The sequence below is a fragment of the Polaromonas sp. genome, assembly GCF_030680935.1.
Lineage (GTDB): Bacteria > Pseudomonadota > Gammaproteobacteria > Burkholderiales > Burkholderiaceae_C > Polaromonas.
In genome coordinates, this window is the sequence record NZ_JAUXUP010000065.1 from 1 (window position 1) to 20,685 (window position 20,685).

The window sequence follows — 20,685 nt, forward strand, 5'->3', positions numbered from 1 at the left end:
TCCAACCGCTCTTTGCCCAGCCACAGGGGTTGGGCAAAGTTTCTGGCCATCGACAGGCCTGGCTCTTTCTTCCAGCGCCATTCGTATTTCTGCCAACCCAGTTCAAACTCGCCCAGCATCAGCCGGCACAGGGCTTCGTTCATGTGGGCGTCGGCATAAACCGGCTGCACCGACTGTGCCCGGGCATAGCTGGCCAGCGCCTCGGCGGGATGCTGCAAATCCTGGAGGGCGGCGCCCTGGTTGTTCAGCGCGTCAGCGTAGGTCGGCCTGAGCTGAAGCGCCCGGTCGTAACTCTGCAGCGCCTCCAGCGGTCGGCCCAGGGTCCGCAGCGCGGCGCCCCGGCTGCTCAGTGCCTCGGGATAGTCGGGCTTGATCTCAAGCGCTCGGTCATAACTGAGCAACGCTTCGGCGGCGCGGTTCATCGCCCACAAGGCATTGCCGCGATTGCTCAATGCCTCGGCATAGTCAGGCCGACTTTTCAACGCGCGATCACAGCTTTGCAGCGCGTCTTCATAGCGTCCCAGATTCAGCAAGGCCGACGCCTGGTTGCTCAGGACAATCGCATTGTCGGGATTGATCTTCAATGCGTGTTCAAACAAAACCAGCGCTTCAGAAGGATTTTTTTGTTGCACCGCAATCGTGGCCAACAACTGCAATGCGTCAAAGTGGCGCGGCTGCGCCTGCAATATCTCGGTATAAAGCAGCCGGGCCTGCGCCAGGCGGCCCTGTTGATGCAAGGCGACGGCGGCGGTCAGCTTGGCAGCAATGCGTTGTGCCTCAGCGACCGCCTTTTGCTGCCCGGATGCCGATGCGCCCTTGGACTGCGGAAGAGGTGCGCGGCTGGTAGTCATTCGTGCGGATTTTATATCCGGCACCGGCTGCTTCTGCGCAGCGTACTCATCCTCGGGAAGTCATCGCGCGGTGTATTACCTTCTGGTGATCACCACCGAACCGCCGGCACCACCCGCATCATTGTTCTGCCCCCTCATCAGGCCGGAATTGCTGATGCTCATGGTGTACGCGTCGGCCGAGTAATTTCCGGAGCCCTGCAGGTAAACCGGATTGCTGCCCTGGATGGTGACCGTGTTTCCCCGCACGGTGATCAGCGTGTTCTGCTGGACCCGCTTGGACTGGCCCTGGTTGTTGGTGAATGCCAGTACCATCACGCCCCGGTAAACGCCATTGCCGGTTTTTTCACCGACCCGCAAACTGCCGCTGTAGGGGAAACCGTCAGATCCCGCATATTCCACCTGCCAGTCGCCCTGCATCTGGAACTCTGTACTGGCCGAATTGTTGTCCCTTGACCCGGAATCTTTATCGGACGAAGCCACCGCATCACAACCCCATGATCTCACCTTGCAGCTGGAGCCCCCTTTGGCCCGGCACTCTGAAAGGGCGCGTTGCTGCACGACCCCACTGGTGGCGCCAGTCGCCCAGCCGTACGCATTGGAACCCTTGGCCTGGTCGGCCGCATAGGCGCCGCATTCACGGCTGAACCTGAGCACCACACTGCAATCTGAACCACACTCGCGCATGGCGCGTTGCTCCGCCTGATTGATGCTGGGGTGGTTGAAGGAAAAACCGTACTTTTCACCTTGCAGGCTGTCTATCGCCAGCGCGCCCGCAGCCATGGCGTGACCGCCCGCCAGCAAAAAGACAGCTGCGAGAGAAAATCGGACTGCAAGGGCTTTTATTCCAGAAATCATGGTGTTTACCTGTTGGAAAAATGAAGAGCGAGAGGCCCCCAAATTATCGGTGACGGAGGGCGGGAAAAACCACGACTGGGCACCTATCTTCACCCCATGAACATGGGGCCGGTCATAGGCCCGGGGCGTTTGGTTGACAATCACGGGTTCTCGCAATATTGATACTCATGACCATGACCTCCCCAGAAGCCGAAACCCTGCCCGACGCCAACACTCCCCCTGACGAGCCCGCGCTGGCTGGCACGCCTGCCCCAGGCACTGACCCGAGCCAGGCCTCACCGGCTGAGGCGCGCTCCCGCTCCGTTCAGCCGGTCCTCGCAAAACTGTTCGAGCTTTACCCGCAGCTGTTCGGCGCGGATTTCCGGCCGCTCAAACTTGGTATTTTTCAGGAGTTGCTAACCGCCCACCCCGAGCATTTTCAGCGCGAAAGCCTGAAGGCTGCGTTGGGTTTTCACACCCGCTCCACCCGCTACCTGCAATGTGTGGCCGCCGGTTACAAACGCCACGACCTGCAAGGCAACCCGGTTGAAGACGTAGCACCGGAACATGTGTACCTGACGCTGCTCGAGCTGTTCCGCCGCCGGCAGGTCCGCGCTCGGGAAGACCTTCGACCCAAATTTCGCGCGCAGTTAATGGCCGCCTATGAAGCTAGCGGCCTGAGCCGACAGGACTACCAGGCAAAGGTACAAACCGGCGACGTGGCCGCAACCGCCCTGCTGGAAGAAGCCTTTGCCGAGCGCGAGCAACAGCTGGCCAAACGCGAAGCCCTGCGCCGCACCTTCGAGAGCAGCGGGAAAAGCGCCGATGAGTTTGTCGACATGTACGGCATCGACAGGCGCGAGCTCGCCGCCGCGATCAAGGCCTGACTATGGCCGTCACAGCAGCCCCACCGACACGGGGAGGTGATCGCTTTTGAAACCCCTGACGATCAGCGAGGTCAATGACGGCGTGTACCGCCTGCTGTCCAGCCAGGGTGACCACCTGGGAAACCTCAAACTGATCGGGGGACGATGGAAATTCAAGGCCGTCGGTTATGGCATTCAGGGTGAAGTCATTCCGGGCGGTGGCCCCTTGACCGAGCGGCACAACAGCAGCTTTGATACGCTTGACCTGGCCTTGATCTCGGCCACACTGCTTTCGGCTTGAGAGATCCATCACGCGCCCATCGCATCAAAAAAACTGGAGGTCTGAATGAACATTTTTTCCAAATCCATCAAATGGGTCATGCTGGTATCTGGTGCGCTGACCTGCACCATGATCTACGCCGCTATCGCGCCGCAAGCGGCCTTGCTCAGCACATTCGGAGCGTCCATCAGCGGGCCACTGGCTGAGATCGTTGTGCGCAATTGGGGCGCACTCATCACCCTGATAGGGGCCATGCTGATCTATGGCGCTTTGCAGCCGGTGCACCGCCACTTCATCCTGGTGGTGGCGGTTGCCAGCAAAATTGTCTTCATCACACTGGTGCTCACTCTGGGGAGCCAGTATCTGGGCAAGGCCGGGCTTGCCGTCGTTTTTGACACGGTGGTGGTGCTGTATTTTCTCGCCTATCTGGCCAGTTCGCGCCGCGCAGTCGGGACGGCTGGTCACTGAGATCTGCGATCAGATCGCCACTAAACGCTATTGAAACAATAGCTGTTTACGCTTTTTTGGCAAGGGCTGGAAGCCGCTTCGACCCCAAAGGGAGCCAAACTTCCAGGCTTGATCAAGCCCGGCGTCTCATTGCGCCGCATCCACAAAGGCCGCTACGCGCTCCAGCTGGTCCGGCACATTCAGCGCCGGTGCATGGCCGCAACCTTCGATCTCCACCACCTGCGTCAAACCCATCGCGCCTGGCCCGCGCGTCAGCATCTCGGCGGTGGTGTCACGCAGCACCAGGTCGGATTCAGCGCCGCGCAGGCATAACACCGGAATCATCAGCGCGTCGTAGTGGTCCCACACCAGGTAGTCATCCGGGTGATGGGTGAACTGTTGCACCATGGCCGGGTCGTAATGCGGCGTCACGCGGCCATCGGGCAGGCGGCGGGTGGAGGTTTCGGTCAGGCGGCGCCATTGCGCGTCGCTGAGCCAGCCATAGGGCTTGTACACCTGCCTGAAAAACTTTTCAAGCTCCAGCATGGTGTCGAAGGCCGGTGGGTTACCGGCGTAGGACTTGATGCGCTCTATCGCCGCATCGGCAATCCGGGGTGCGGTGTCATTGAGCACCAGACTCACAATGCGGTCCTTGAGCTGGGGCTGAAACAGGCCGGACGCGCAGACAGTACCAATCGCGCCGCCCATCGACGTACCCACCCAGTGCGCCTTGTCGATATCGAGCTGATCAAACAGATCTGCCGCGATGTGTGCGTAAAACGACAGCTGGTATTCGCTTTTAGGGTCCGGGCTCCACTGGCTCAGGCCCCGCCCAATCGTGTCGGGGCAAATCACCCGGTAACGCGTGCTCAGGTGCGCCGCCAGTTCGTCCATGTCGCGCCCGGTGCGGGCCAGGCCGTGCCAGGCGATCACGGTGGCGTTGTGTTGCGCACCCCACTCGGTGTAGTGGATCTCGCGCCCAGCGCAGCTGAGATAATTCGACGTGAAGGACATGCTGTCGGACTCTGTGGGATGGATTCTCGTGAGCACGCCGCCGCCTCTATTTACTTCAGCAACTTGCCGGTGCTGCCGATGACAGTAACTTCCACGTAACGTGAACCAATGCGGTTGCTGGGCGAGTAGTTGACGGTCACGCCACCGGTGTCGTAGCTGTTCATGCCTTCCAGGGCCTTGACCACCTTGGCGCGTGTCGGATTGGGGCCGGCGCGGCGCAACGCCTCCACCAGCACCTTGGCACCGACAAATTCCTCAAAACTCGTGTAATTGACAACTTCCTTGGGTGCGTACTTTTTCAGCAGCGCCTGGTACTCGCGCACCACCGGTATGTTCGGCATGAAGGGGTAAGGCACCACCTGGCTGATGCCCAATCCATGGGCATTTTTCAGGCCGGCCAGCTTGACCAGTTCGGCCGGGTCCACCACCGAGATGTTGTACAGCTGCGCGCCCCCACCGCTCTCACGGTACAGCTTGACAAAAGCCGCCGTGGATTTATTGACCGAGATCATGATGATGGCCTGCGCATCCGAAGCCTTGATGGTTTTGACCGCCTCTTCCACCTTGTCGGTGTTGCGCTCATACCCGGCGGAAGCGGCCAGCTTCAGCTGGCGTTTGGTCAGTGCATTCTCGACACCCAGCAGACCGGCCTTGCCGAACCCGTCGTCCTGGTACATCACGGCAACGCGGCTCATGCCCAGGGTGGTCACCTGCTGCACCATGTGTTCGGCTTCGTCGGCATAACCGGCGCGCACGTGGAATATCCAGGGGTTGAACGGGTTGCGCAGCGACTCGCCGCCGGTGTAAGGCGCCACCAGCGCAGCGCCGCCCACGTCGAGCACACCGTCCTTGAGCAACTGGGTCACATTGGCAGTGCCGGCAAAACCAAACAAGGCCACCACTTCGGGCCTGGCCAGCAGCTCGCGCGTCAGGCGCACCGTCTCGGGCACTTTGTAGCCGTCGTCCACCACCTCGTGCCTGATTTTGGCACCGTGGATGCCACCCTGGGCATTGATGTGCTCAAAGTAGATCTTGCCACCGACCACCATCTGGTGGCCTGTGCTGGCGAGCACGCCAGACAATGGTGCAACCTGTCCGATCACCAGGTCTGCAGACACCGCCAGGCCCGTCAGGGCGCTCAGTGCCAGCGCCGCCGCAGCCTGCCTGCCCCATGTGTTGAAAGTTTTCATGATTGTTTGTCTCCTGCTTGTGGCCTGCCATCAGGTCCGTTTGGAAAGTCCCTGAGCACGTACGGCCCTGAGCCGCCCCACAACGCCGGTGGGAAAGTAATACACCGATAAAACAAACAGCAGGCCCAGCCAGAGCAGCCAGCGGTCTGGCGACAACAATGCGGCCAGCCAGGGCAAGCCGGAAGCGGCCTCGCTGCCCAGGCGCAGCAAGTCCTGCAGATAACTCTGGGCCACCAGAAACAGCGCGGCACCAATGGCAGCGCCGTAAATCGTGCCCATGCCGCCGATCACGACAATCAGCAACACGTCGATCATGATTTCGAACGAGAGTGAAGTGTCCGGCCCGTTGTAGCGCAGCCAGAGTGCCAGCATGGCGCCGGCCATGGTCGCAAACAGTGCGGACAGCACACTGGAGGTGGTGCGGTAGACCACCACGCGGTAACCGATGGCCTCGGCGCGGAACTCGTTTTCGCGGATGGCCTGCAGCACGCGGCCAAAAGGCGAGTTGACGATACGCAGCAGGCTCAATAACAGCACCAGGGTGACCACAAACAGCAGGTAGTAAGTCAGCAGACGCCCGTCGATGGACACGCCGAGAAAAGGCTGCTCAAAAAACTCCGTGCTGGGCGACAGCAACGCGGGCACCTTGAAGCTCAGGCCGTCTTCGCCGCCGGTTATTTCCGACAGCTGCGAGGCCAGCGTCTGGAAGGCCGACGCCACAGCCAGCGTGATCATGGCAAAAAAGATGGCCTTTACCCGCAGCGAAAAAAGACCGACCGCCAGCGACAGCACAAACGACAGCGACAGCGCGCAAATCAGGCCCACGGCCAGCGCCGCCCAGGTCGGGCCCATGTGGCTGGTGGCCACCGCAATGCCATAAGCACCAATGCCGAAAAACATGGTGTGCGCAAAACTGACAATGCCGGTGTAGCCGAGCAGCAAGTCAAAGCTGGCGACCAGCACGATAAAAATCAGCACCTTGGCGGCCACGTTGAGCGCCTTGACGCCGGGGAAAATGAAGGGTGCAAAAGCCAGCGCCAGCAAGAGGCCGACCAGAATCACGGCCAGCACGCGGTTGCGCGGGAAGTCGCCAGAAACCAGACGTGTGAGGATTTTGTTCATGGCCTGGTCCTCAGCGGTTGGTCACGGGGTAAATGCCCTGGGGCCGCCACAAGAGCACCGCAGCCATCAGCGCGATGTTGGAAAACAACGCGACCTTGGGTGCCAGGAAACCGGTGTAGTTGGCCATCAGGCCGACCAGCAAGGCGCCTATCAGCGCGCCGCCGGTGGAACCCAGGCCACCAATGATGATGACGATAAATATCAACACGTTGACCTGCGCGCCCATTTGCGGGGTCACGCTCTGCTGGTACAGGCCCCACATCACGCCGCCCAGGCCGGCCAGCGCGCTACCCACCACAAACACACCGATAAACAGGCGTTTGATGCGGTAGCCCAGCGACTCGACCATCTCGCGGTCCTGCACGCCGGCGCGGATCAGCAGGCCAACCTTGGTGCGCGCCAGCGTCCAGGCCAGGATGCCGAACACCACCAGGCCCACGGTCACAGCGATGAGGCGGTATTTTTCAATCGCCGCATCACCGAACAGCAGTGAGCCACGCATGCCTTCGGGCATGGGCAGAGCAATTTGCGCCGGCCCCCAGACCACCTTGATCAGTTCTTCGCCGATGATCATGCCGCCCATGGTGATGAGAATCTGCTTGAGGTGCTGGCCGTAAACCGGTCGCACGATGAAACGCTCAAACACCAGGCCCACGGCACCCGCCACCAGCATGGCCACCACCATCGCAGGCAACACGGCCAGCATGTTGCGCAGCATCGACTCGCTTTGCGTGTAGTCACCCATCGCACCCAGCACGCTGGTGGCCACAAAAGCGCCCAACGCAATAAACACACCGTGGCCGAAATTGAGCACATCCATCAGGCCGAATACCAGCGTCAGGCCCGAGGCGATGATGAAAATGATCATGCCCATGGCGAGCCCTGCCACCGTCAAGGTGAGCCAGGTGGAGCCGGAGCCTATGAAGGGAAAAATCCCCACCGCCAGCACTGGTACCAGCGCCAAGGGCTTCCAGTCGAAATCAGGAGTTTTCATATCGCGAGCCCCAGGAGAGATTGCTGCAGGGCAGCGTCTTCGGCCAGTTCGGCCATGGACCCGGCGTGAACAACCACCCCGTTGTCCATCACGGCGACGGTGTCGCCCAGGCGTTTGGCAAAGCTGATGTTCTGCTCCACCAGCAAAATCGTCACGCCGCTGGCCTTGAGCTGCGCAAACGCGTCGATCATGTTGTTGATGATGGCCGGTGCGAGGCCCTTGCTGGGCTCGTCGACGATCAAGAGCTCACGCGGTTCGACAATGGCACGTGCCACCGCCAGCATCTGTTTTTGCCCACCCGACAATTTGCCGGCCGGGTGGTTCCAGAATTTCTCAACCGCCGGAAACAGCGAGAAGATCCACTTCAGGCGGTCTTCGTCCATCTGGCTGGCACGTTTGGCACTGCGTGCGGCCAGCAGCATGTTTTCCTTGACGGTGAGGTCCGAAAAAATGCCCATGCTTTCGGGCACGTAGGCAATATTCATCCCGGCAATTTGCGGCGTGTTGAGCTGTGTGATGTCGCGTCCGCCGAAGGTCACCTTGCCCTGCGACGCTTGCCACAAACCCATGATGGTGCGCAGCGTGGTGGTTTTGCCGGCGCCGTTGCGCCCCAGCAGCATGGTGAGCTGCCCTTTCGGTATGGCCAGATTCACGCCATGCAGGATGTGGTACGCGCCAATGTGGGTGTGTACGCCTTCGAGGGCCAGAAGATTGGCGTTCATGGCACTGCCTCCTTCTCGGGGGCGATGCCCAGGTACGCTTCCTGCACCACCGGCGAGGCAATCACCTCTGCCGGCTCGCCGTCTGCCACCAGCGCGCCGTTGTGCAGCACGATGATGCGGTCGGCCAGTTCGCGCACCACGTCCATCTTGTGCTCCACCAGCAAAATGGTTTTGCTCTTGTCCTGCTTGAGTTGGCGAATCAGGTTGAGAATTACCGGCGCCTCGTCGGTGCTCATGCCGGCCGTCGGCTCGTCAAACATGAACACCTGGGCCTCCAGCGCCATTAACAGGGCCACTTCCAGCTTGCGTTGATCGCCATGCGGCAGGCTGGCCACCGGCATCTGCGCCTTGCTCTCCATGGCCACAGCCTCAAGAATTTCTTCGGCCCTGTGCACCAGCGCCTTGTGGTCGCTCCAGATGCTCCACAGGTTCAAACCGCGCCGGTGCGGACCGTGGCGCGTCGCCTGAACGGCCAGGCGCACGTTTTCCAGCACCGTGAGGTTGGGAAACAGATTCGTCAGCTGAAAAGCCCGGCCCAGACCGGCATGTGTACGCGCCGAGGTGCTCATGCCTGAAAGCTCCCGGCCATTGAGAGTGACCGTGCCGCTGCTGGCCTTGAGTTGACCAGAGATCAAATTGAAATAGGTCGTTTTGCCCGCGCCATTGGGGCCGACGATGGCCGTGAGCGTGCCAGGCTCGAAGGAGCAGGTCACGGCATTCACCGCCACGTGGCCGCCAAAGCGGATCGTGAGTTCTTTGGTTTGAAGCATGTTTTCTGTGTCCCCCAAAACAGCGGGAGCGGCGTAGCGAGCGGGTCGAGAGCAAGGCGCGCAGCGCGCAGGAACCGGAACGTACTCAGGTACGTGAGGATTTCGAGCACTGCGCAACGCCGCTATCGGCGCGCGCAGTAGCCGAGCACGCTGTTTTAGCGCTTGTTGAGAATGGGGATGTTCATCTCTTCCGGCTTGATCTCGCGGATCAACTCGGGAACGCCCCAGGCAAATGCCGGATCAGCCTTGATGCGGAAGTGAAACATGCTCTGCATGGCCTGGTGGTCTTCCTTGCGGAAGGTCATCTTGCCCTTGGGCGTGTCAAAGCTCATGCCTTCCATTGTTTTGATCAGCGTATCGGTGTTGGTGTCGCCCTTGCTGTTTTTCAGCGCGGTGACAACCGCCATGGCAGCAGAAAAACCACCCGCGGTGAAGAAATCCGGCGGAGTCTTGAACTGGCTGTAGTGCTGGGCCACCAGCGCATCGTTCACCGGGTTCTTGGGGATGCCGAAGTAGTAGTACAACGCACCCTCCATGCCCGGGAAGCTTTTGTAGGCCACCATGGCCGGCAGGATATTGCCACCCGTGGCGAGCTTGATGCCGTAGCGCTTTTCAAGGTCCAGATCGGCGATCTTCGGGAACGGCGTCGGGCTGCCCGACCAGCCCACCGACAGATACTTCTTGCCCGGCTGGTCCTTGAGCTTGTCCACAATGCGCTGCAGGCCCGCCGTAAAGTCGGTGGTGCCCACTCGCAGGTACTCTTCATGAACAATCTTGGCGTTTTTCATGAACGACTTGGCAGCCTTCACACCATCGCGACCGAAAGCGTTGTCGTTGGCCAAAATGGCGACCACACTGCCCGGCTGGTCCAGCGCCACGGCGTTGGCAGCGGCATCCTGGCTGGAATTGCGGCCGGTGCGAAAGATGTACTTGTTCCACTTGTCGCCGGTGATGCTGTCGGCTACGGCAGGCTCGACCAGCAGGATCTTCTTGTATTCCTCGGCCACCGGCAGCATGGCCAGCGCCACTGGCGAGGCGGTGGGGCCTACGGCGATGTCCACTTTTTCATCGGCATAAGCTGCAGCCAGCGCCGCCTTGCCCACGTCGGGCTTGCCTTGATCGTCCTTCTCGATCACCACGAGCTTCTTGCCCGCCACCATCATGGTGCCGCCTGTGGCGTAGTTCAGTCCCATGTGGAATCCCGTGATGGTCTGCTTCGCATAAGCCTCGAGCGGGCCCGTCTTGCTGGCAATGATGGCGATCTTGATCTCTTTGGACTGGCTCAGGGCCAGCGGCGAAGCCAGGGTAGTGGCGATGGCGGCAAGCGCGATCAGAGTGCGACGGTACATGGAATGTCTCCTGTTGTGGGTTACGCACCAGGAACGCACAGGTCGTGCCAGCTTCAAGTCATTGATTTATATGGGGATTTTATTACGACCCCACCAAATTGCCTGAAATAAATGCAATAAAGTTGTATTTATTTTAGACATTTGTATTACTTTCGATCAGGGTTATCCAGACGTTCATACAGCTTCGCGCGGGAGATTCCGAGCAAGCGGGAAGCCGCCAGCTTGTTGCCGCCTGTGGCCTCCATGGCGGCGACAATCGCCCGGCGCTCGACCTGCGCAATCTGCTCGGCCAGCGGCCGCAGCGGGTCGGACATCGACGCACCCGTGCCGTCCAGCGCTACCGGCGCCGGGGCAATACGTTCGATGCCTGCCTCCTTGAGAACCTGCTCGAATTGCACGCGGTCAATGTTGGCCGAGTCGCTGCGCATGGCGGCCTGCTCCAGCACGTTGCGCAGTTCCCGTATGTTGCCGCGCCAGGTCTGCGCCGACAGCAGCGCCAGCGCATCGGCAGACAACTCGGGCTGGCGGTCACCGCTGCGCAGCGCCATCTCTTCGCCCAGCACTTCCAGCAGCGCAGGAATATCGGAGCGCCTTTCGCGCAACGGCGGCACGCGTACCGGCAACACATTGAGTCGGTAAAACAGGTCCTCGCGAAACTTGCCTTCGCGCACCAGCACTGCCAGGTCTCGCGAGGTAGCGGCAATCAGACGCGCGTCAAAAGGAATCAGCTTGTTCGAGCCCAGCGGCTCGATCTCGCCCTCCTGCAGCGCGCGCAACAGCTTGGCCTGCAGCGCTTGTGGCATGTCGCCGATCTCGTCGAGGAACAAGGTGCCGCCGTCGGCCAGCTTGAACTTGCCATCACGGCCCTTGCGGTCAGCACCGGTATAGGCGCCGGGTGCCACACCAAAAAACTCGGCTTCCAGCAGGGTATCGGGCACGGCCGCGATGTTGACGCTGATGAAGGGTCCACGCGCGCGGCTGGATGCCGCGTGGATGGCGTGCGCCAGCAACTCCTTGCCGGTACCGGTTTCCCCCAGCAGCAGCACCGGGCTGGTGGTCTGCGCAGCACGGCGAGCCTGACGCTTGACCTCAACCGCCGCCGGGCTGGTGCCGATGAAACTTGCAAACGTGTGTTTGGACTGGCGCTGGCCGCCGGTGTGCTGCAGGCGCTGGCTGGCCAGCTCGCGGCGTGCGTCGTCGAGGTCGCGGTGCAACAGCGCAAACTTGCTGATCAGCGGCTGCAGCGTGGTTTCGGGGTGGTCGAACAGCACGATGCCGATGGCGCCAATGATGTCGTCGCCGCTTTCGTCGCGCAGCGGGATGCGGCTCACGACAAAAGTGCCGGCGCGATTCGTCAGCAGGTCGATCAGGAAGGCTTCGCCGGTTTCCAGCACCCGTCGCATCTGCGTGTTCGGAATGACCTCTTCCACCATGTGGCCGACAAACTGCTCCACCGACGAAAAACCCAGCGCTGGCAGAAAACGCTTGTAGCCCTCGTTGACCCAGACAATACGCCCGGTGCGGTCCACCAGGAACATGCCCTGGCTGATGCTGGAAAACAGGTGGAACATGGACCGCGCCGCCAGTTCCAGAATGCTCTGGGCATCCAGCGGCAAGCCGTGCGGTGATGTCTCTGGGTGTTGCATGCGCTGATGGTAGCGTGCCGCCAAACGGGCGCCGGTCAAGCAGCCGCTGAGCAAGGGGAAGCACTCAGGTCGCTCTTCTTTTTATAGCTGCTTACGCTCGCCATTCATGGGCTGCAAGCCATTTTGACTTGAAACATCGACTCAGGCAGCAAGCCGCCGCGCAGACCAGCGTTTGGCCAGGCGCGGCAAGATCAGCACCGCGAGCACCACCACGATCAGGATCACCGAGACCGGGCGCTGCAAAAACACCATTGCACTGCCCTCGCCTATCGACATGGCATTGCGCAGCTGCGCTTCGGCCAGGGGCCCCAGAATCATGCCGACTACCACCGGCGCGGTCGGAAAGTCGAAGCGGCGCATCAATACACCCAGCACGCCAATGCCATACAACAAAAACAGATCGAAAGCACTTTGCCGCATGCCATACACACCGACGGTGGCAAAAATCAGGATGCCCGCGTACAGATAAGGCTTGGGAATCTTCAGCAGCTTGACCCACAGCCCGACCATGGGCAGGTTCAGCACCAGCAACATCACATTGCCAATGTACAGCGACGCGATGAGCGCCCACACCAGGGTGGCCGACGATGTGAACAACTGCGGCCCTGGCTGGATGCCGTAGTTCTGAAAAGCGCCCAGCAAAATGGCCGTGGTGTTCGATGTCGGAATACCCAGCGTCAGCAGAGGGATCATGGCCATGGTGACCGTGGCATTGTTGGCGGCCTCCGGGCCGGCCACGCCTTCGATGGCACCGGCCGTACCGAACTCGGCCCGATCCCCTTCTTTGGCCAGCTTTTTCTCGGTGGCATAACTCAGAAAGGTCGGAATCTCGGTGCCCCCTGCGGGTATGCAGCCAAACGGCGCGCCGATGGCCGTCCCGCGCAGCCAGGCGGGCCAGGAGCGGCGCCAGTCCTTGCCGGTCATGTGTACCCGGCTCATCTTGTTCTGTGACTCGACTACCCTGCCCTCGTAAAGCACGGCGTACATCGCTTCGGCCACGGCGAACAAACCGACGGCGACCAGGACAATTTCAATACCATCCAGCAACTCCGGCACACCGCCGGTATAACGCGCCTGACCGGATATCTGGTCCAGCCCGACCAGACCCGCTGCGAGTCCGATAAACAGGGCCGTCATGCCGCGCACCGTGCTTTTACCCAGCACGGCACTGACCGTAGTGAAGGCCAGAACCATCAGCATGAAGTACTCGGGCGGTCCGAGCTTGACGGCAAGTTCCGCCACCACAGGCGCAAACAAGGTAACCAGCACGGTGGCAATCGTGCCCGCGATAAACGACCCTACCGCAGCCGTGGCCAGCGCCGCACCGGCACGCCCGCTCTTGGCCATCCGGTTGCCCTCCATGGCCGTGACCATGCTCGCTGTCTCCCCGGGCGTGTTGAGCAGGATGGATGTGGTGGAGCCGCCATACATGGCGCCGTAATAGATACCGGCAAAAAATATCATGGAAGCCGTGGCCTCCACCTTGGCGGTGATAGGCAGCAACATGGCCACCGCGACTGCCGGACCGATGCCGGGCAAGACACCGATGGCCGTGCCGAGCGCACAGCCGACAAAACACCATAGCAGGTTGATCGGGGTAGCTGCAGTGGCAAAGCCCTGCATCAGCTGGTTAAGAATATCCATGATTTACAACCAGCCCGATGAAGTGAGACCGGGCAAATTGATCGCCAGGAATTTGGTGAACATCCAGAACACAGGCGCTGAAATCGCCAGCCCGATCGCCGCGTCCTTGAACCAGGCAACCGGCCGCCGGTCGGTCTGGCCCGCGGCACCGCGCAGCCCCTGGACCGCAAACACAAAACACAGTGTGCAACTCAAGATGAAACCAATGGTGGTGATCAGCGCCGCATTGGACAGCAGACCGGCCGAGACCCAGGCAAAACCTGTCCAGTTGCCATGGTCGGCGCCCGCGGGCTCATCCAGGGAGCGAAACCCGCCGGTGCGAGCCTCCCAGACCATGAAACAACCGCACACCAGCAGGGCCGCCGCCACCAGCCAGGGCAGGAAATTGGGACCCACGCCGCCGTACCCGGCCGCCGAGGGGATACTGACGGCCCCCGCCGCCAGGCCGAGAGCAAGTAGAACAATGCCGGCGCCGACCAGAGTCTGGGCGTGAAAAGGAACCTGAGCTTGGGTCATGGCTTGCCAATCCGGAAAATGAAACTGCTGCCGATCAGACGCAGGAACGCCACGCCGTCATGCATCGAACAGAGTTGTCGAAAAAAAAGGTCTGCCGGTTCTGCCCGCCAGGCCGCCACCCATGACAGGCAGCGGCCGGACGGAGGGGGCAGGATTTAGACCATGCCCGACTTGACCATGGTGGCACGCAGGCTGGCCATGTCGTCATCGACAAACTTGTCGAAGGCGGCGCCGGTGAGGACGGCAGGTGTCCAGTTGTTCTTCTCCAGGGCCTCGGTCCAGCTCTTGGACTTGACGGCTTTGAGAACCATGTCCGTCAGCACCTGGCGCTCGGCGGCCGAGATGCCTGGCGCGCCATAAACGCCGCGCCAGTTGCCGATCACCACAGGGATGCCCTGCTCCTTGAGCGTCGGCACGTTGACACCCTTGAGGCGGGTGTCGGACGTGACGGCCAGGGCTGTCATTTTCCCGGTAGCGATGTATTCCGAAAATTCGCTGTAACCACTGCCGCCGATCGTGACGTTGCCGCCCAGGATGGCTGCCGTGGCCTCACCGCCGCCACGGAAGGCAACGTAGTTGATCTTGGACGGATCCACACCCACTTCGCGCGCAATCATGGCCGCAGCAATGTGCTCGGTAGAGCCGCGCGAACCACCACCCCACTTGACGCTGCCGGGGTCTTTCTTGAGCTGGGCGACAACGTCGGCCATGGTCTTGAAAGGCGAGTTGGCGGGCAGCACAAACACGTTGTACTCGCTGGTCAGGCGTGCGACAGGCGTGACCTGAGACAGGCTGACCGGTGGCTTGCCGGTGATCAGGCCGCCCAGCATCACGGCACCCATCACCATCAGCGCGTTGGGGTCACCCTTGCTGCCGTTGATGAATTGGGCCAGGCCCAGCGCGCCTGCGGCGCCGCCCTTGTTGTCATAGGTGACGCTAGACGCCGCGCCCGAGTCCGTCAGGGCCTTGCCGAGGGCGCGGCCTGTGGTGTCCCAGCCGCCACCGGGGTTGGCTGGAACCATCATCTTCACATTGGCCGCAGCCAGGGCAGAAAGGGGGAAGGCACCCGAGGCGGCCAGAGCGGCCAGGGATTTGAGAAAGGTATCGCGGCGCATGTATGTCTCCTGCTGGTGGTTGGTGATGAGTGCTAACTCTCCGATCATGCTCCCGCATTCTGTCAAACGGCTGTCCGCAGCATTGGGGAAAGTGCTAATGTCCTGCCCATGCCAACGACCATGACATTGCTGCTGATTGAGGACGACGACGCCATGCAGGCCGCCCTGCAGCGTGCGCTCGCCCGGCGCGGCATCGAGGTGCTCGGCTGCACCGATGGCCGCAAAGCGCTGGCGCAATGGACAGCGGCCGAGCCCGATGTGGTGGTGCTGGACCTGAGCCTGCCCGGCCTGGACGGCCTGCAGGTGCTGGAGCAGGCCCGGCGCCAGGGCTTGCGCACCCCGGTGCTGATCCTGACCGCACGCGGCACGGTCGGCGACCGCGTCGTCGGGCTGAACACCGGCGCAGACGACTACCTGCCCAAACCGTTTGACCTCGACGAGTTGGAGGCGCGGCTACGCGCCCTGAGCCGCCGGCACCCAGGAACAGGATCGGAATCGGCCTCCAGCCCACAGCTGGTGGGCCAACTTCGCTATGAAAAGGAGAGCGGCGCAATTTACCACCGGGATCAGGTGCTGGAACTGACCCCGCGGGAGCTGGCGCTGCTGCAGGTGCTGATCGTCAAGCCTGGCCATGCAGTGTCGAAAGAAAAACTGTTCGAGCTGGTGTTTCCAGGAGAGGTCGATGTGCAGTACGAAGCCGTCGAAGTGGTGGTGTACCGGCTGCGCAAGAAACTGACAAACACCGGCGTCACCCTGGTCACCCTGCGCGGCCTGGGCTATTTGCTGAAGGTCAACGCCGCATGAAAAACGTGGGCGCCATCTCGCTCAGGAGATACCTGCTTCTGGGCATCCTGCTGCCGGTCGGTCTGCTGATCACCATCAACACCGCCACCCTGTATCGCCAGACGCTGGGCGCCGTCAACACCGCCTATGACCGCACGCTGCTGGCTTCTGCCAAATCGATAGGTGAAGAGCTGGACGTCAGGGGCTACGACGACCAGTCAGAGCTGCGCGTGACGGTGCCCTACGCCGCCCTGGAAGCTTTTGAGGCCGACAACCAGAGCCGCCTGTTCTACCGCGTCTCCAGCCTGAATGGCGAGATGGTCTCGGGTTACGCACAACTGCCTTTCTGGCGCGGCCAGATTCCGGCCAAGCCGCCTTACGCGGCATTGGTCGATTTTTACGACGACGTATATGCCGGCGACGCGGTGCGTGTCGCCGTCTTGCTGCAACCGGTGGCCAGTTCCAACGGGCGCGGCATGGCGGTCATCCAGGTGGCGGAAACGCTGGAGCTGCGCACCGACCTGGCTCGCAAAATCCTGCTGGACACGCTCTGGCGCCAGGCCTTGCTGCTGGCCGTGATTGCACTGGTGGCCGTGGTGGTCGTGCAGCGCGCAACGCGGCCGGTGCGTCGCCTGAGCGCCGAGCTGCAGGCCAGGCCCGAGGGCGACCTGACTGCAATTGCCGCACCCGATGCGCCGCGCGAGTTGCTGCCGCTGGTCGAGGCCACCAACGAGGTCATGGCCCGCTTGCAGCACCTGCTGGACAACCAGAAGCGTTTTGTGCGCGACGCCGCCCACCAGTTGCGCACCCCGCTGGCTGTGCTCAAGGTGCAGGTGCAGTCGGCGCTGCGCGGCGACATGGACGGCCAGGTCGCGCTCTCCGAGATCAACCAGACGGTAGACCGCGCCGCCTTGCTGGCCAACCAGATGCTGGCACTGGCCAAGGTCGAGCAGTTGCGTGCGCAGGCTGACCTCGGGCCGGTGGACCTGGCTGCCATCGTGCGCGCGGTGGCGCTGGACCTGGCGCCGCTGATTGCCGACAAGGATCTGGACTTTGACATCGACACCGCGCCCGCCAGCGTCACGGCGCATGAATGGATGCTGGGCGAGTTGTGCCGCAACCTGCTGCACAACGCCATCAAACACTGCCCGGTCGGCGGCGCCCTGTCGGTCAGGCTGCTGGCCGACAGCAGCTACCTGGCGTTGACCATCAGCGACAGTGGTCCGGGTATCCCGGCCGAGCTCGCGTCTCGCTTGTACCAGCCGTTTTCTGCGGGCAATGTGCGCCATGGCTCTGGTCTGGGGCTGGCGATTTGCCGGGAAATCACCCAGGCCCTGGGCGGCAGCATCACGCTGGAAAACCGCGAAGACCATGGGCGTATTGCCGGGCTGGACGCCACGGTGCGCCTGCCGCTGGTTCACAATATTGATTCATGACAAAAGATCCGATGGCGTTGACGTATGCGTCTTGACAAGTGGCTGTGGGCCGCACGGTTTTACAAGACCCGGACGCTGGCCACGGACGAAATCGGCAAGGGCCGGGTGCAGATCAATGGCCTCGAAGCCAAGCCTGCCCGCGAGGTCAAGGCGGGCGACACGGTGGCGATACGCCAGGGCCCGGTCATCCGCACGGTGCAGGTCCGGGGCCTGAGCCAGCAGCGCGGCTCCGCCCCTGTCGCGCAGCAGCTTTATGAAGAAACAGCGGACAGCCTGCGCCTGCGGGAAACCGCCGCCGAGCAACGCCGCCTGAACAGTGAGCCAGCCAGCAGCATTGAACATGGCCGCCCGACCAAACGTGACCGGCGCAGTCTGGAGAAAGCCCAGGGCAAAGACTGGGGCGACCGCTGGAGCGCCTCGGCGGATCGCTGAAATGCTCCGTTTTTTATAGCTGCCTGCGCACGTAGATAAAGGGCTGAAGGCCGATTCGACCCGATAAATTCGTTGAAGCCGCTGAACGCATTCACAATCGACCTTCACGACGCATGCGCCGCCCCTGGAGCCACCAGACCAGCACAATCAGCAGCAGTCCCGGCAGGTAAAACCAGTGTTTGGACGGCCGGTCGGCTTTGACCTTGAGCATGGCCACATCCCAACCCTGCTCAAACCCGCCTTTGTGCGCACGCGAGCCAAACTTCAGCGCACCAATCTGCACCTGATCCCCGAGCGGCACCAGCTGAAGGCCGGCATCGGCCAGTCGTTTTCGGCCCTCAGCACCAGCCGCTCCCAGGCGCAAGGCCACGGTCTTGGTGACCTCCTCGCCTTCAATGGTGGTGCCCTTGATGAGCATGACCATCTGGTCGTTCGGGTCGGCCGCTTTTGCCACTTCGAAAACCTGGACAGCCGAGACATCGCGGTACTCGGGCGTGATGCGGTCCATGAAAAAGCCCGGGCGAAACAGCAGCGTCACCGCCATCGTCAGCAGGATGATTTCCCACCAGCGGCACTTGTCGCGAAACCACCCCATGGTGATCGCGGTGAACACCAGCATGGCGATGGTGCAGGCCGCCACCACCCGCATCAGTTCCCCCGCACCATCCACGTCGATGAGCAGCAATTGCGAATTGAATATCCAGATGAAGGGCAGGATGACCGTGCGCAGCGCATACAGCGCCCCCTGGACACCGGTCTGGATCGCGTCCTCCCCGGAGATCGCGGCGGCTGCAAATGTGGCCAGCCCCACCGGGGGCGTGATGTCACCCATGATGCCGTAATAGAAAACAAAAAGATGGACCGCAATCAATGGGATGATGAGCCCCGACTGGGCACCCAGTTCCACCACCACCGGCGCCATCAGCGTGGCCACCAGCACGTAGTTGGCGGTGGTCGGCACGCCCAGACCGAGCACCAGGCAGACGAAGGCGATGAAAAGCAGCATCAACATCACATTGCCTTGAGAGACAAACTCGACGAACTCCGTCATGCGCAGGCCCAGTCCGGTGAGCGTGATACCCCCGACGATGATGCCGGCTGTCGCCGTGGCGATGCCGATACCGATCATGTTGCGCGAACCGTCATGGAAACCCGCCACCACGTCGCTCCAGCCACCGCGCCAGCTACCTGCGGCGGGCACCTTGCGAAAAAAGGCCACCAGCGGGTGCTGGGTGACCATCAGCACAATCAGCACGGAAATGGCCCAGAAAGCCGACAGGGAGGGCGACATCTCCTCGACCATCAGGCACCAGATCAGCGTGCCGATAGGCAGCAGGAAATGCAGGCCGGCCTTGACGGTTGGCCAGGTCTCCAGCGGCTTGGGGTCTTCAATATCGACGTCTTGCGGCAAGTCGGGGCTGGCTGCCGCCTCGCGAATCGCATACAGATACAGCGCCGCCACCACCACGCCGATGGACCAGCCGGCAGCCTCGCCCAGCCACAGCTTCATGCCTTCAAACAGGTAATAGAGGGCACCTACCACTATGATGCTGCCAGACAGGCCCAGGCCGTTGCGCAACAGTCGCACGCGCCATGGTTTGGCTTCGCGTTGCACGATAGGGTTCATGCCCATCTTCACCGCTTCCAGGTGGACGATATAAAACAGGCCGATGTACGAGAGCACGGCCGGCAGGAGCGCGTGCTTGACGATGTCCGAATACGGAATACCCACATATTCCACCATCAGGAAAGCGGCCGCCCCCATGACCGGCGGCATGAGTTGGCCGTTGACGGAGGACATGGTTTCAATCGCCCCGGCCTTGACGCCGCCATAACCGGCTTTTTTCATGAGCGGAATGGTGAAGATGCCGCCCGAGACGACGTTGGACACCGACGAGCCCGAGATCATGCCGTTGAGCGCGGATGACACTACGGCCACCTTCGCCGGCCCGCCACGCAAATGGCCCAGTGCCGCGAAACTGACCTGCATCATGTAGTTGCCGCCGCCAGCCTTGTCGAGCAGCGCACCAAACAACACATACACAAAAATGGCTCCCGTGGACACCCCAAGCGCGATGCCGTACACGCCTTCGGTGGTCAGCCACATATGCGAAACCAGCCGGTTGAGCGAAGCGCCCTTGTGCTGCAGCACCTCGGGCATGAGGGGGCCGGCCATTGCGTAAAAGATAAAAAGCGCCGCCAGCACAGCCATCGGCCAGCCTACGGCGCGCCGGGTGGCTTCCAGCAACAGCACCATGCCGGCTGTAGCCACGACCACATCCATCAGGTTCGGTTGCCCCGGCCGCGTGGACAGCTCGGTATAAAACAGCAGCAGATAGGCGCCCGCAAAAGCGCCCGCCAGGGCAAACACCCAATCCAGCACCGGTACACGGTCGCGCGGCGAGCGCTTGGTGGCCGGCCAGGCCAGGAAAGAAAGGAACATCGCAAACGCCAGATGCACCGCACGCGCTTCGGTGTCGTTGAGTACACCGAAGCGCAGAACAAAGGGCAGTGGCGAGGCATACCAGAACTGGAACAGGGCCCAGGCCAGCGCCACCGCAAAAATCAGCGCGCCGGTAGTGCCCGCGGGTTTGCGACCGCCCGTGTCGGTGTCGGCCACCAGTTGCTGCAACTCGGACGATGCTTTCTCAATATCGGACGCCATGGCCGCTCC

General features: G+C 61.8%; 20 protein-coding genes. 6 read left to right on the top strand and 14 right to left on the bottom strand.

What is annotated here, in order from left to right:
* Both Q8L50_RS15605 and Q8L50_RS15610 read right to left on the bottom strand, forming a co-directional pair.
* On the bottom strand, window positions 1–851 hold an 851-nt coding region (locus Q8L50_RS15605; protein WP_305349555.1), incomplete at its 3' end, for a tetratricopeptide repeat protein.
* A 75-nt stretch (window positions 852–926) separates the two neighbouring features.
* The gene (locus Q8L50_RS15610) at window positions 927–1,706 is read right to left on the bottom strand and encodes a DUF4189 domain-containing protein (RefSeq protein ID WP_305349556.1); all 780 of its coding nucleotides are present in this window, start codon (window positions 1,704–1,706) and stop codon (window positions 927–929) included.
* A gap of 173 nt (window positions 1,707–1,879) precedes the next feature.
* Here Q8L50_RS15610 and Q8L50_RS15615 point away from each other — a divergent pair, with 173 nt between their 5' ends.
* The 3 genes from Q8L50_RS15615 to Q8L50_RS15625 are packed head-to-tail and all read left to right on the top strand — an operon-like array spanning window position 1,880 to window position 3,299.
* Entirely contained in the window at window positions 1,880–2,572 is a 693-nt protein-coding gene (locus Q8L50_RS15615; RefSeq protein ID WP_305349557.1) for a ProQ/FINO family protein, read from the top strand.
* 46 nt (window positions 2,573–2,618) lie between these two features.
* Window positions 2,619–2,852, top strand: coding sequence for a hypothetical protein (locus tag Q8L50_RS15620; RefSeq protein WP_305349558.1), 234 nt, complete (start codon window positions 2,619–2,621; stop codon window positions 2,850–2,852).
* A 45-nt stretch (window positions 2,853–2,897) separates the two neighbouring features.
* Complete coding sequence (locus tag Q8L50_RS15625; protein WP_305349559.1) at window positions 2,898–3,299, top strand: hypothetical protein; 402 nt, start codon at window positions 2,898–2,900, stop codon at window positions 3,297–3,299.
* Between the two features lie 126 nt (window positions 3,300–3,425).
* Here Q8L50_RS15625 and Q8L50_RS15630 read toward each other — a convergent pair whose 3' ends face one another.
* The 11 genes from Q8L50_RS15630 to Q8L50_RS15680 form a co-directional block, all read right to left on the bottom strand.
* A complete protein-coding gene (locus tag Q8L50_RS15630; protein WP_305349560.1) occupies window positions 3,426–4,292 on the bottom strand; it encodes an alpha/beta fold hydrolase in 867 nt (288 codons plus the stop codon).
* A 50-nt stretch (window positions 4,293–4,342) separates the two neighbouring features.
* On the bottom strand, window positions 4,343–5,482 hold the full coding sequence (locus Q8L50_RS15635) for an ABC transporter substrate-binding protein (RefSeq protein ID WP_305349561.1): 1,140 nt from the start codon (window positions 5,480–5,482) through the stop codon (window positions 4,343–4,345).
* A 30-nt stretch (window positions 5,483–5,512) separates the two neighbouring features.
* Window positions 5,513–6,604 (bottom strand): branched-chain amino acid ABC transporter permease, encoded by a 1,092-nt coding sequence (locus Q8L50_RS15640; protein WP_305349562.1) that lies wholly within the window; start codon window positions 6,602–6,604, stop codon window positions 5,513–5,515.
* A 10-nt stretch (window positions 6,605–6,614) separates the two neighbouring features.
* Window positions 6,615–7,598 carry a branched-chain amino acid ABC transporter permease gene (locus Q8L50_RS15645; RefSeq protein WP_305349563.1) on the bottom strand — a complete coding sequence of 328 codons (984 nt, stop codon included), beginning with the start codon at window positions 7,596–7,598 and terminating at the stop codon, window positions 6,615–6,617.
* On the bottom strand, window positions 7,595–8,320 hold the full coding sequence (locus Q8L50_RS15650; RefSeq protein ID WP_305349564.1) for an ABC transporter ATP-binding protein: 726 nt from the start codon (window positions 8,318–8,320) through the stop codon (window positions 7,595–7,597). Before Q8L50_RS15650 ends, Q8L50_RS15645 begins: the two co-directional genes overlap by 4 nt.
* Window positions 8,317–9,090 carry an ABC transporter ATP-binding protein gene (locus Q8L50_RS15655; protein ID WP_305349565.1) on the bottom strand — a complete coding sequence of 258 codons (774 nt, stop codon included), beginning with the start codon at window positions 9,088–9,090 and terminating at the stop codon, window positions 8,317–8,319. The genes Q8L50_RS15650 and Q8L50_RS15655 overlap by 4 nt, the downstream gene beginning before the upstream one ends.
* 155 nt (window positions 9,091–9,245) lie before the next feature.
* Window positions 9,246–10,439: a substrate-binding domain-containing protein gene (locus Q8L50_RS15660; protein ID WP_305349566.1), complete on the bottom strand. Its 1,194-nt coding sequence runs from the start codon at window positions 10,437–10,439 to the stop codon at window positions 9,246–9,248.
* A 146-nt stretch (window positions 10,440–10,585) separates the two neighbouring features.
* Window positions 10,586–12,085, bottom strand: a complete 1,500-nt coding sequence (locus tag Q8L50_RS15665; protein ID WP_305349567.1) for a sigma-54-dependent Fis family transcriptional regulator — start codon at window positions 12,083–12,085, stop codon at window positions 10,586–10,588.
* Window positions 12,086–12,226: 141 nt separating this feature from the next.
* Entirely contained in the window at window positions 12,227–13,729 is a 1,503-nt protein-coding gene (locus Q8L50_RS15670; protein ID WP_305349568.1) for a tripartite tricarboxylate transporter permease, read from the bottom strand.
* Between the two features lie 3 nt (window positions 13,730–13,732).
* Window positions 13,733–14,245, bottom strand: a complete 513-nt coding sequence (locus Q8L50_RS15675) for a tripartite tricarboxylate transporter TctB family protein (protein WP_305349569.1) — start codon at window positions 14,243–14,245, stop codon at window positions 13,733–13,735.
* Window positions 14,246–14,400: 155 nt separating this feature from the next.
* Window positions 14,401–15,360, bottom strand: coding sequence for a tripartite tricarboxylate transporter substrate binding protein (locus tag Q8L50_RS15680; RefSeq protein WP_305349570.1), 960 nt, complete (start codon window positions 15,358–15,360; stop codon window positions 14,401–14,403).
* A gap of 120 nt (window positions 15,361–15,480) precedes the next feature.
* Here Q8L50_RS15680 and Q8L50_RS15685 point away from each other — a divergent pair, with 120 nt between their 5' ends.
* The 3 genes from Q8L50_RS15685 to Q8L50_RS15695 are packed head-to-tail and all read left to right on the top strand — an operon-like array spanning window position 15,481 to window position 18,011.
* Window positions 15,481–16,164, top strand: a complete 684-nt coding sequence (locus Q8L50_RS15685) for a response regulator transcription factor (protein WP_305349686.1) — start codon at window positions 15,481–15,483, stop codon at window positions 16,162–16,164.
* On the top strand, window positions 16,161–17,579 hold the full coding sequence (locus Q8L50_RS15690; protein WP_305349571.1) for a sensor histidine kinase: 1,419 nt from the start codon (window positions 16,161–16,163) through the stop codon (window positions 17,577–17,579). The genes Q8L50_RS15685 and Q8L50_RS15690 overlap by 4 nt, the downstream gene beginning before the upstream one ends.
* Before the next feature lie 24 nt (window positions 17,580–17,603).
* Complete coding sequence (locus Q8L50_RS15695) at window positions 17,604–18,011, top strand: RNA-binding S4 domain-containing protein (protein WP_305349572.1); 408 nt, start codon at window positions 17,604–17,606, stop codon at window positions 18,009–18,011.
* A gap of 91 nt (window positions 18,012–18,102) precedes the next feature.
* Here the strand turns inward: Q8L50_RS15695 and Q8L50_RS15700 are convergent, their stop codons facing one another.
* Window positions 18,103–20,676, bottom strand: coding sequence for a TRAP transporter permease (locus Q8L50_RS15700; protein ID WP_305349573.1), 2,574 nt, complete (start codon window positions 20,674–20,676; stop codon window positions 18,103–18,105).
* Window positions 20,677–20,685: the final 9 nt, after the last annotated feature.

Excerpts from the sequence above, each read along its gene's own strand:
- Q8L50_RS15610 (WP_305349556.1), bottom strand. The coding sequence starts at position 1,706 with ATGATTTCTGGAATAAAAGCCCTTGCAGTCCGATTTTCTCTCGCAGCT.
- Q8L50_RS15615 (WP_305349557.1), top strand. The coding sequence starts at position 1,880 with ATGACCTCCCCAGAAGCCGAAACCCTGCCCGACGCCAACACTCCCCCT.
- Q8L50_RS15625 (WP_305349559.1), top strand. The coding sequence starts at position 2,898 with ATGAACATTTTTTCCAAATCCATCAAATGGGTCATGCTGGTATCTGGT.
- Q8L50_RS15630 (WP_305349560.1), bottom strand. The coding sequence starts at position 4,292 with ATGTCCTTCACGTCGAATTATCTCAGCTGCGCTGGGCGCGAGATCCAC.
- Q8L50_RS15635 (WP_305349561.1), bottom strand. The coding sequence starts at position 5,482 with ATGAAAACTTTCAACACATGGGGCAGGCAGGCTGCGGCGGCGCTGGCA.
- Q8L50_RS15640 (WP_305349562.1), bottom strand. The coding sequence starts at position 6,604 with ATGAACAAAATCCTCACACGTCTGGTTTCTGGCGACTTCCCGCGCAAC.
- Q8L50_RS15645 (WP_305349563.1), bottom strand. The coding sequence starts at position 7,598 with ATGAAAACTCCTGATTTCGACTGGAAGCCCTTGGCGCTGGTACCAGTG.
- Q8L50_RS15650 (WP_305349564.1), bottom strand. The coding sequence starts at position 8,320 with ATGAACGCCAATCTTCTGGCCCTCGAAGGCGTACACACCCACATTGGC.
- Q8L50_RS15655 (WP_305349565.1), bottom strand. The coding sequence starts at position 9,090 with ATGCTTCAAACCAAAGAACTCACGATCCGCTTTGGCGGCCACGTGGCG.
- Q8L50_RS15660 (WP_305349566.1), bottom strand. The coding sequence starts at position 10,439 with ATGTACCGTCGCACTCTGATCGCGCTTGCCGCCATCGCCACTACCCTG.
- Q8L50_RS15665 (WP_305349567.1), bottom strand. The coding sequence starts at position 12,085 with ATGCAACACCCAGAGACATCACCGCACGGCTTGCCGCTGGATGCCCAG.
- Q8L50_RS15670 (WP_305349568.1), bottom strand. The coding sequence starts at position 13,729 with ATGGATATTCTTAACCAGCTGATGCAGGGCTTTGCCACTGCAGCTACC.
- Q8L50_RS15675 (WP_305349569.1), bottom strand. The coding sequence starts at position 14,245 with ATGACCCAAGCTCAGGTTCCTTTTCACGCCCAGACTCTGGTCGGCGCC.
- Q8L50_RS15680 (WP_305349570.1), bottom strand. The coding sequence starts at position 15,360 with ATGCGCCGCGATACCTTTCTCAAATCCCTGGCCGCTCTGGCCGCCTCG.
- Q8L50_RS15685 (WP_305349686.1), top strand. The coding sequence starts at position 15,481 with ATGACATTGCTGCTGATTGAGGACGACGACGCCATGCAGGCCGCCCTG.
- Q8L50_RS15690 (WP_305349571.1), top strand. The coding sequence starts at position 16,161 with ATGAAAAACGTGGGCGCCATCTCGCTCAGGAGATACCTGCTTCTGGGC.
- Q8L50_RS15695 (WP_305349572.1), top strand. The coding sequence starts at position 17,604 with ATGCGTCTTGACAAGTGGCTGTGGGCCGCACGGTTTTACAAGACCCGG.
- Q8L50_RS15700 (WP_305349573.1), bottom strand. The coding sequence starts at position 20,676 with ATGGCGTCCGATATTGAGAAAGCATCGTCCGAGTTGCAGCAACTGGTG.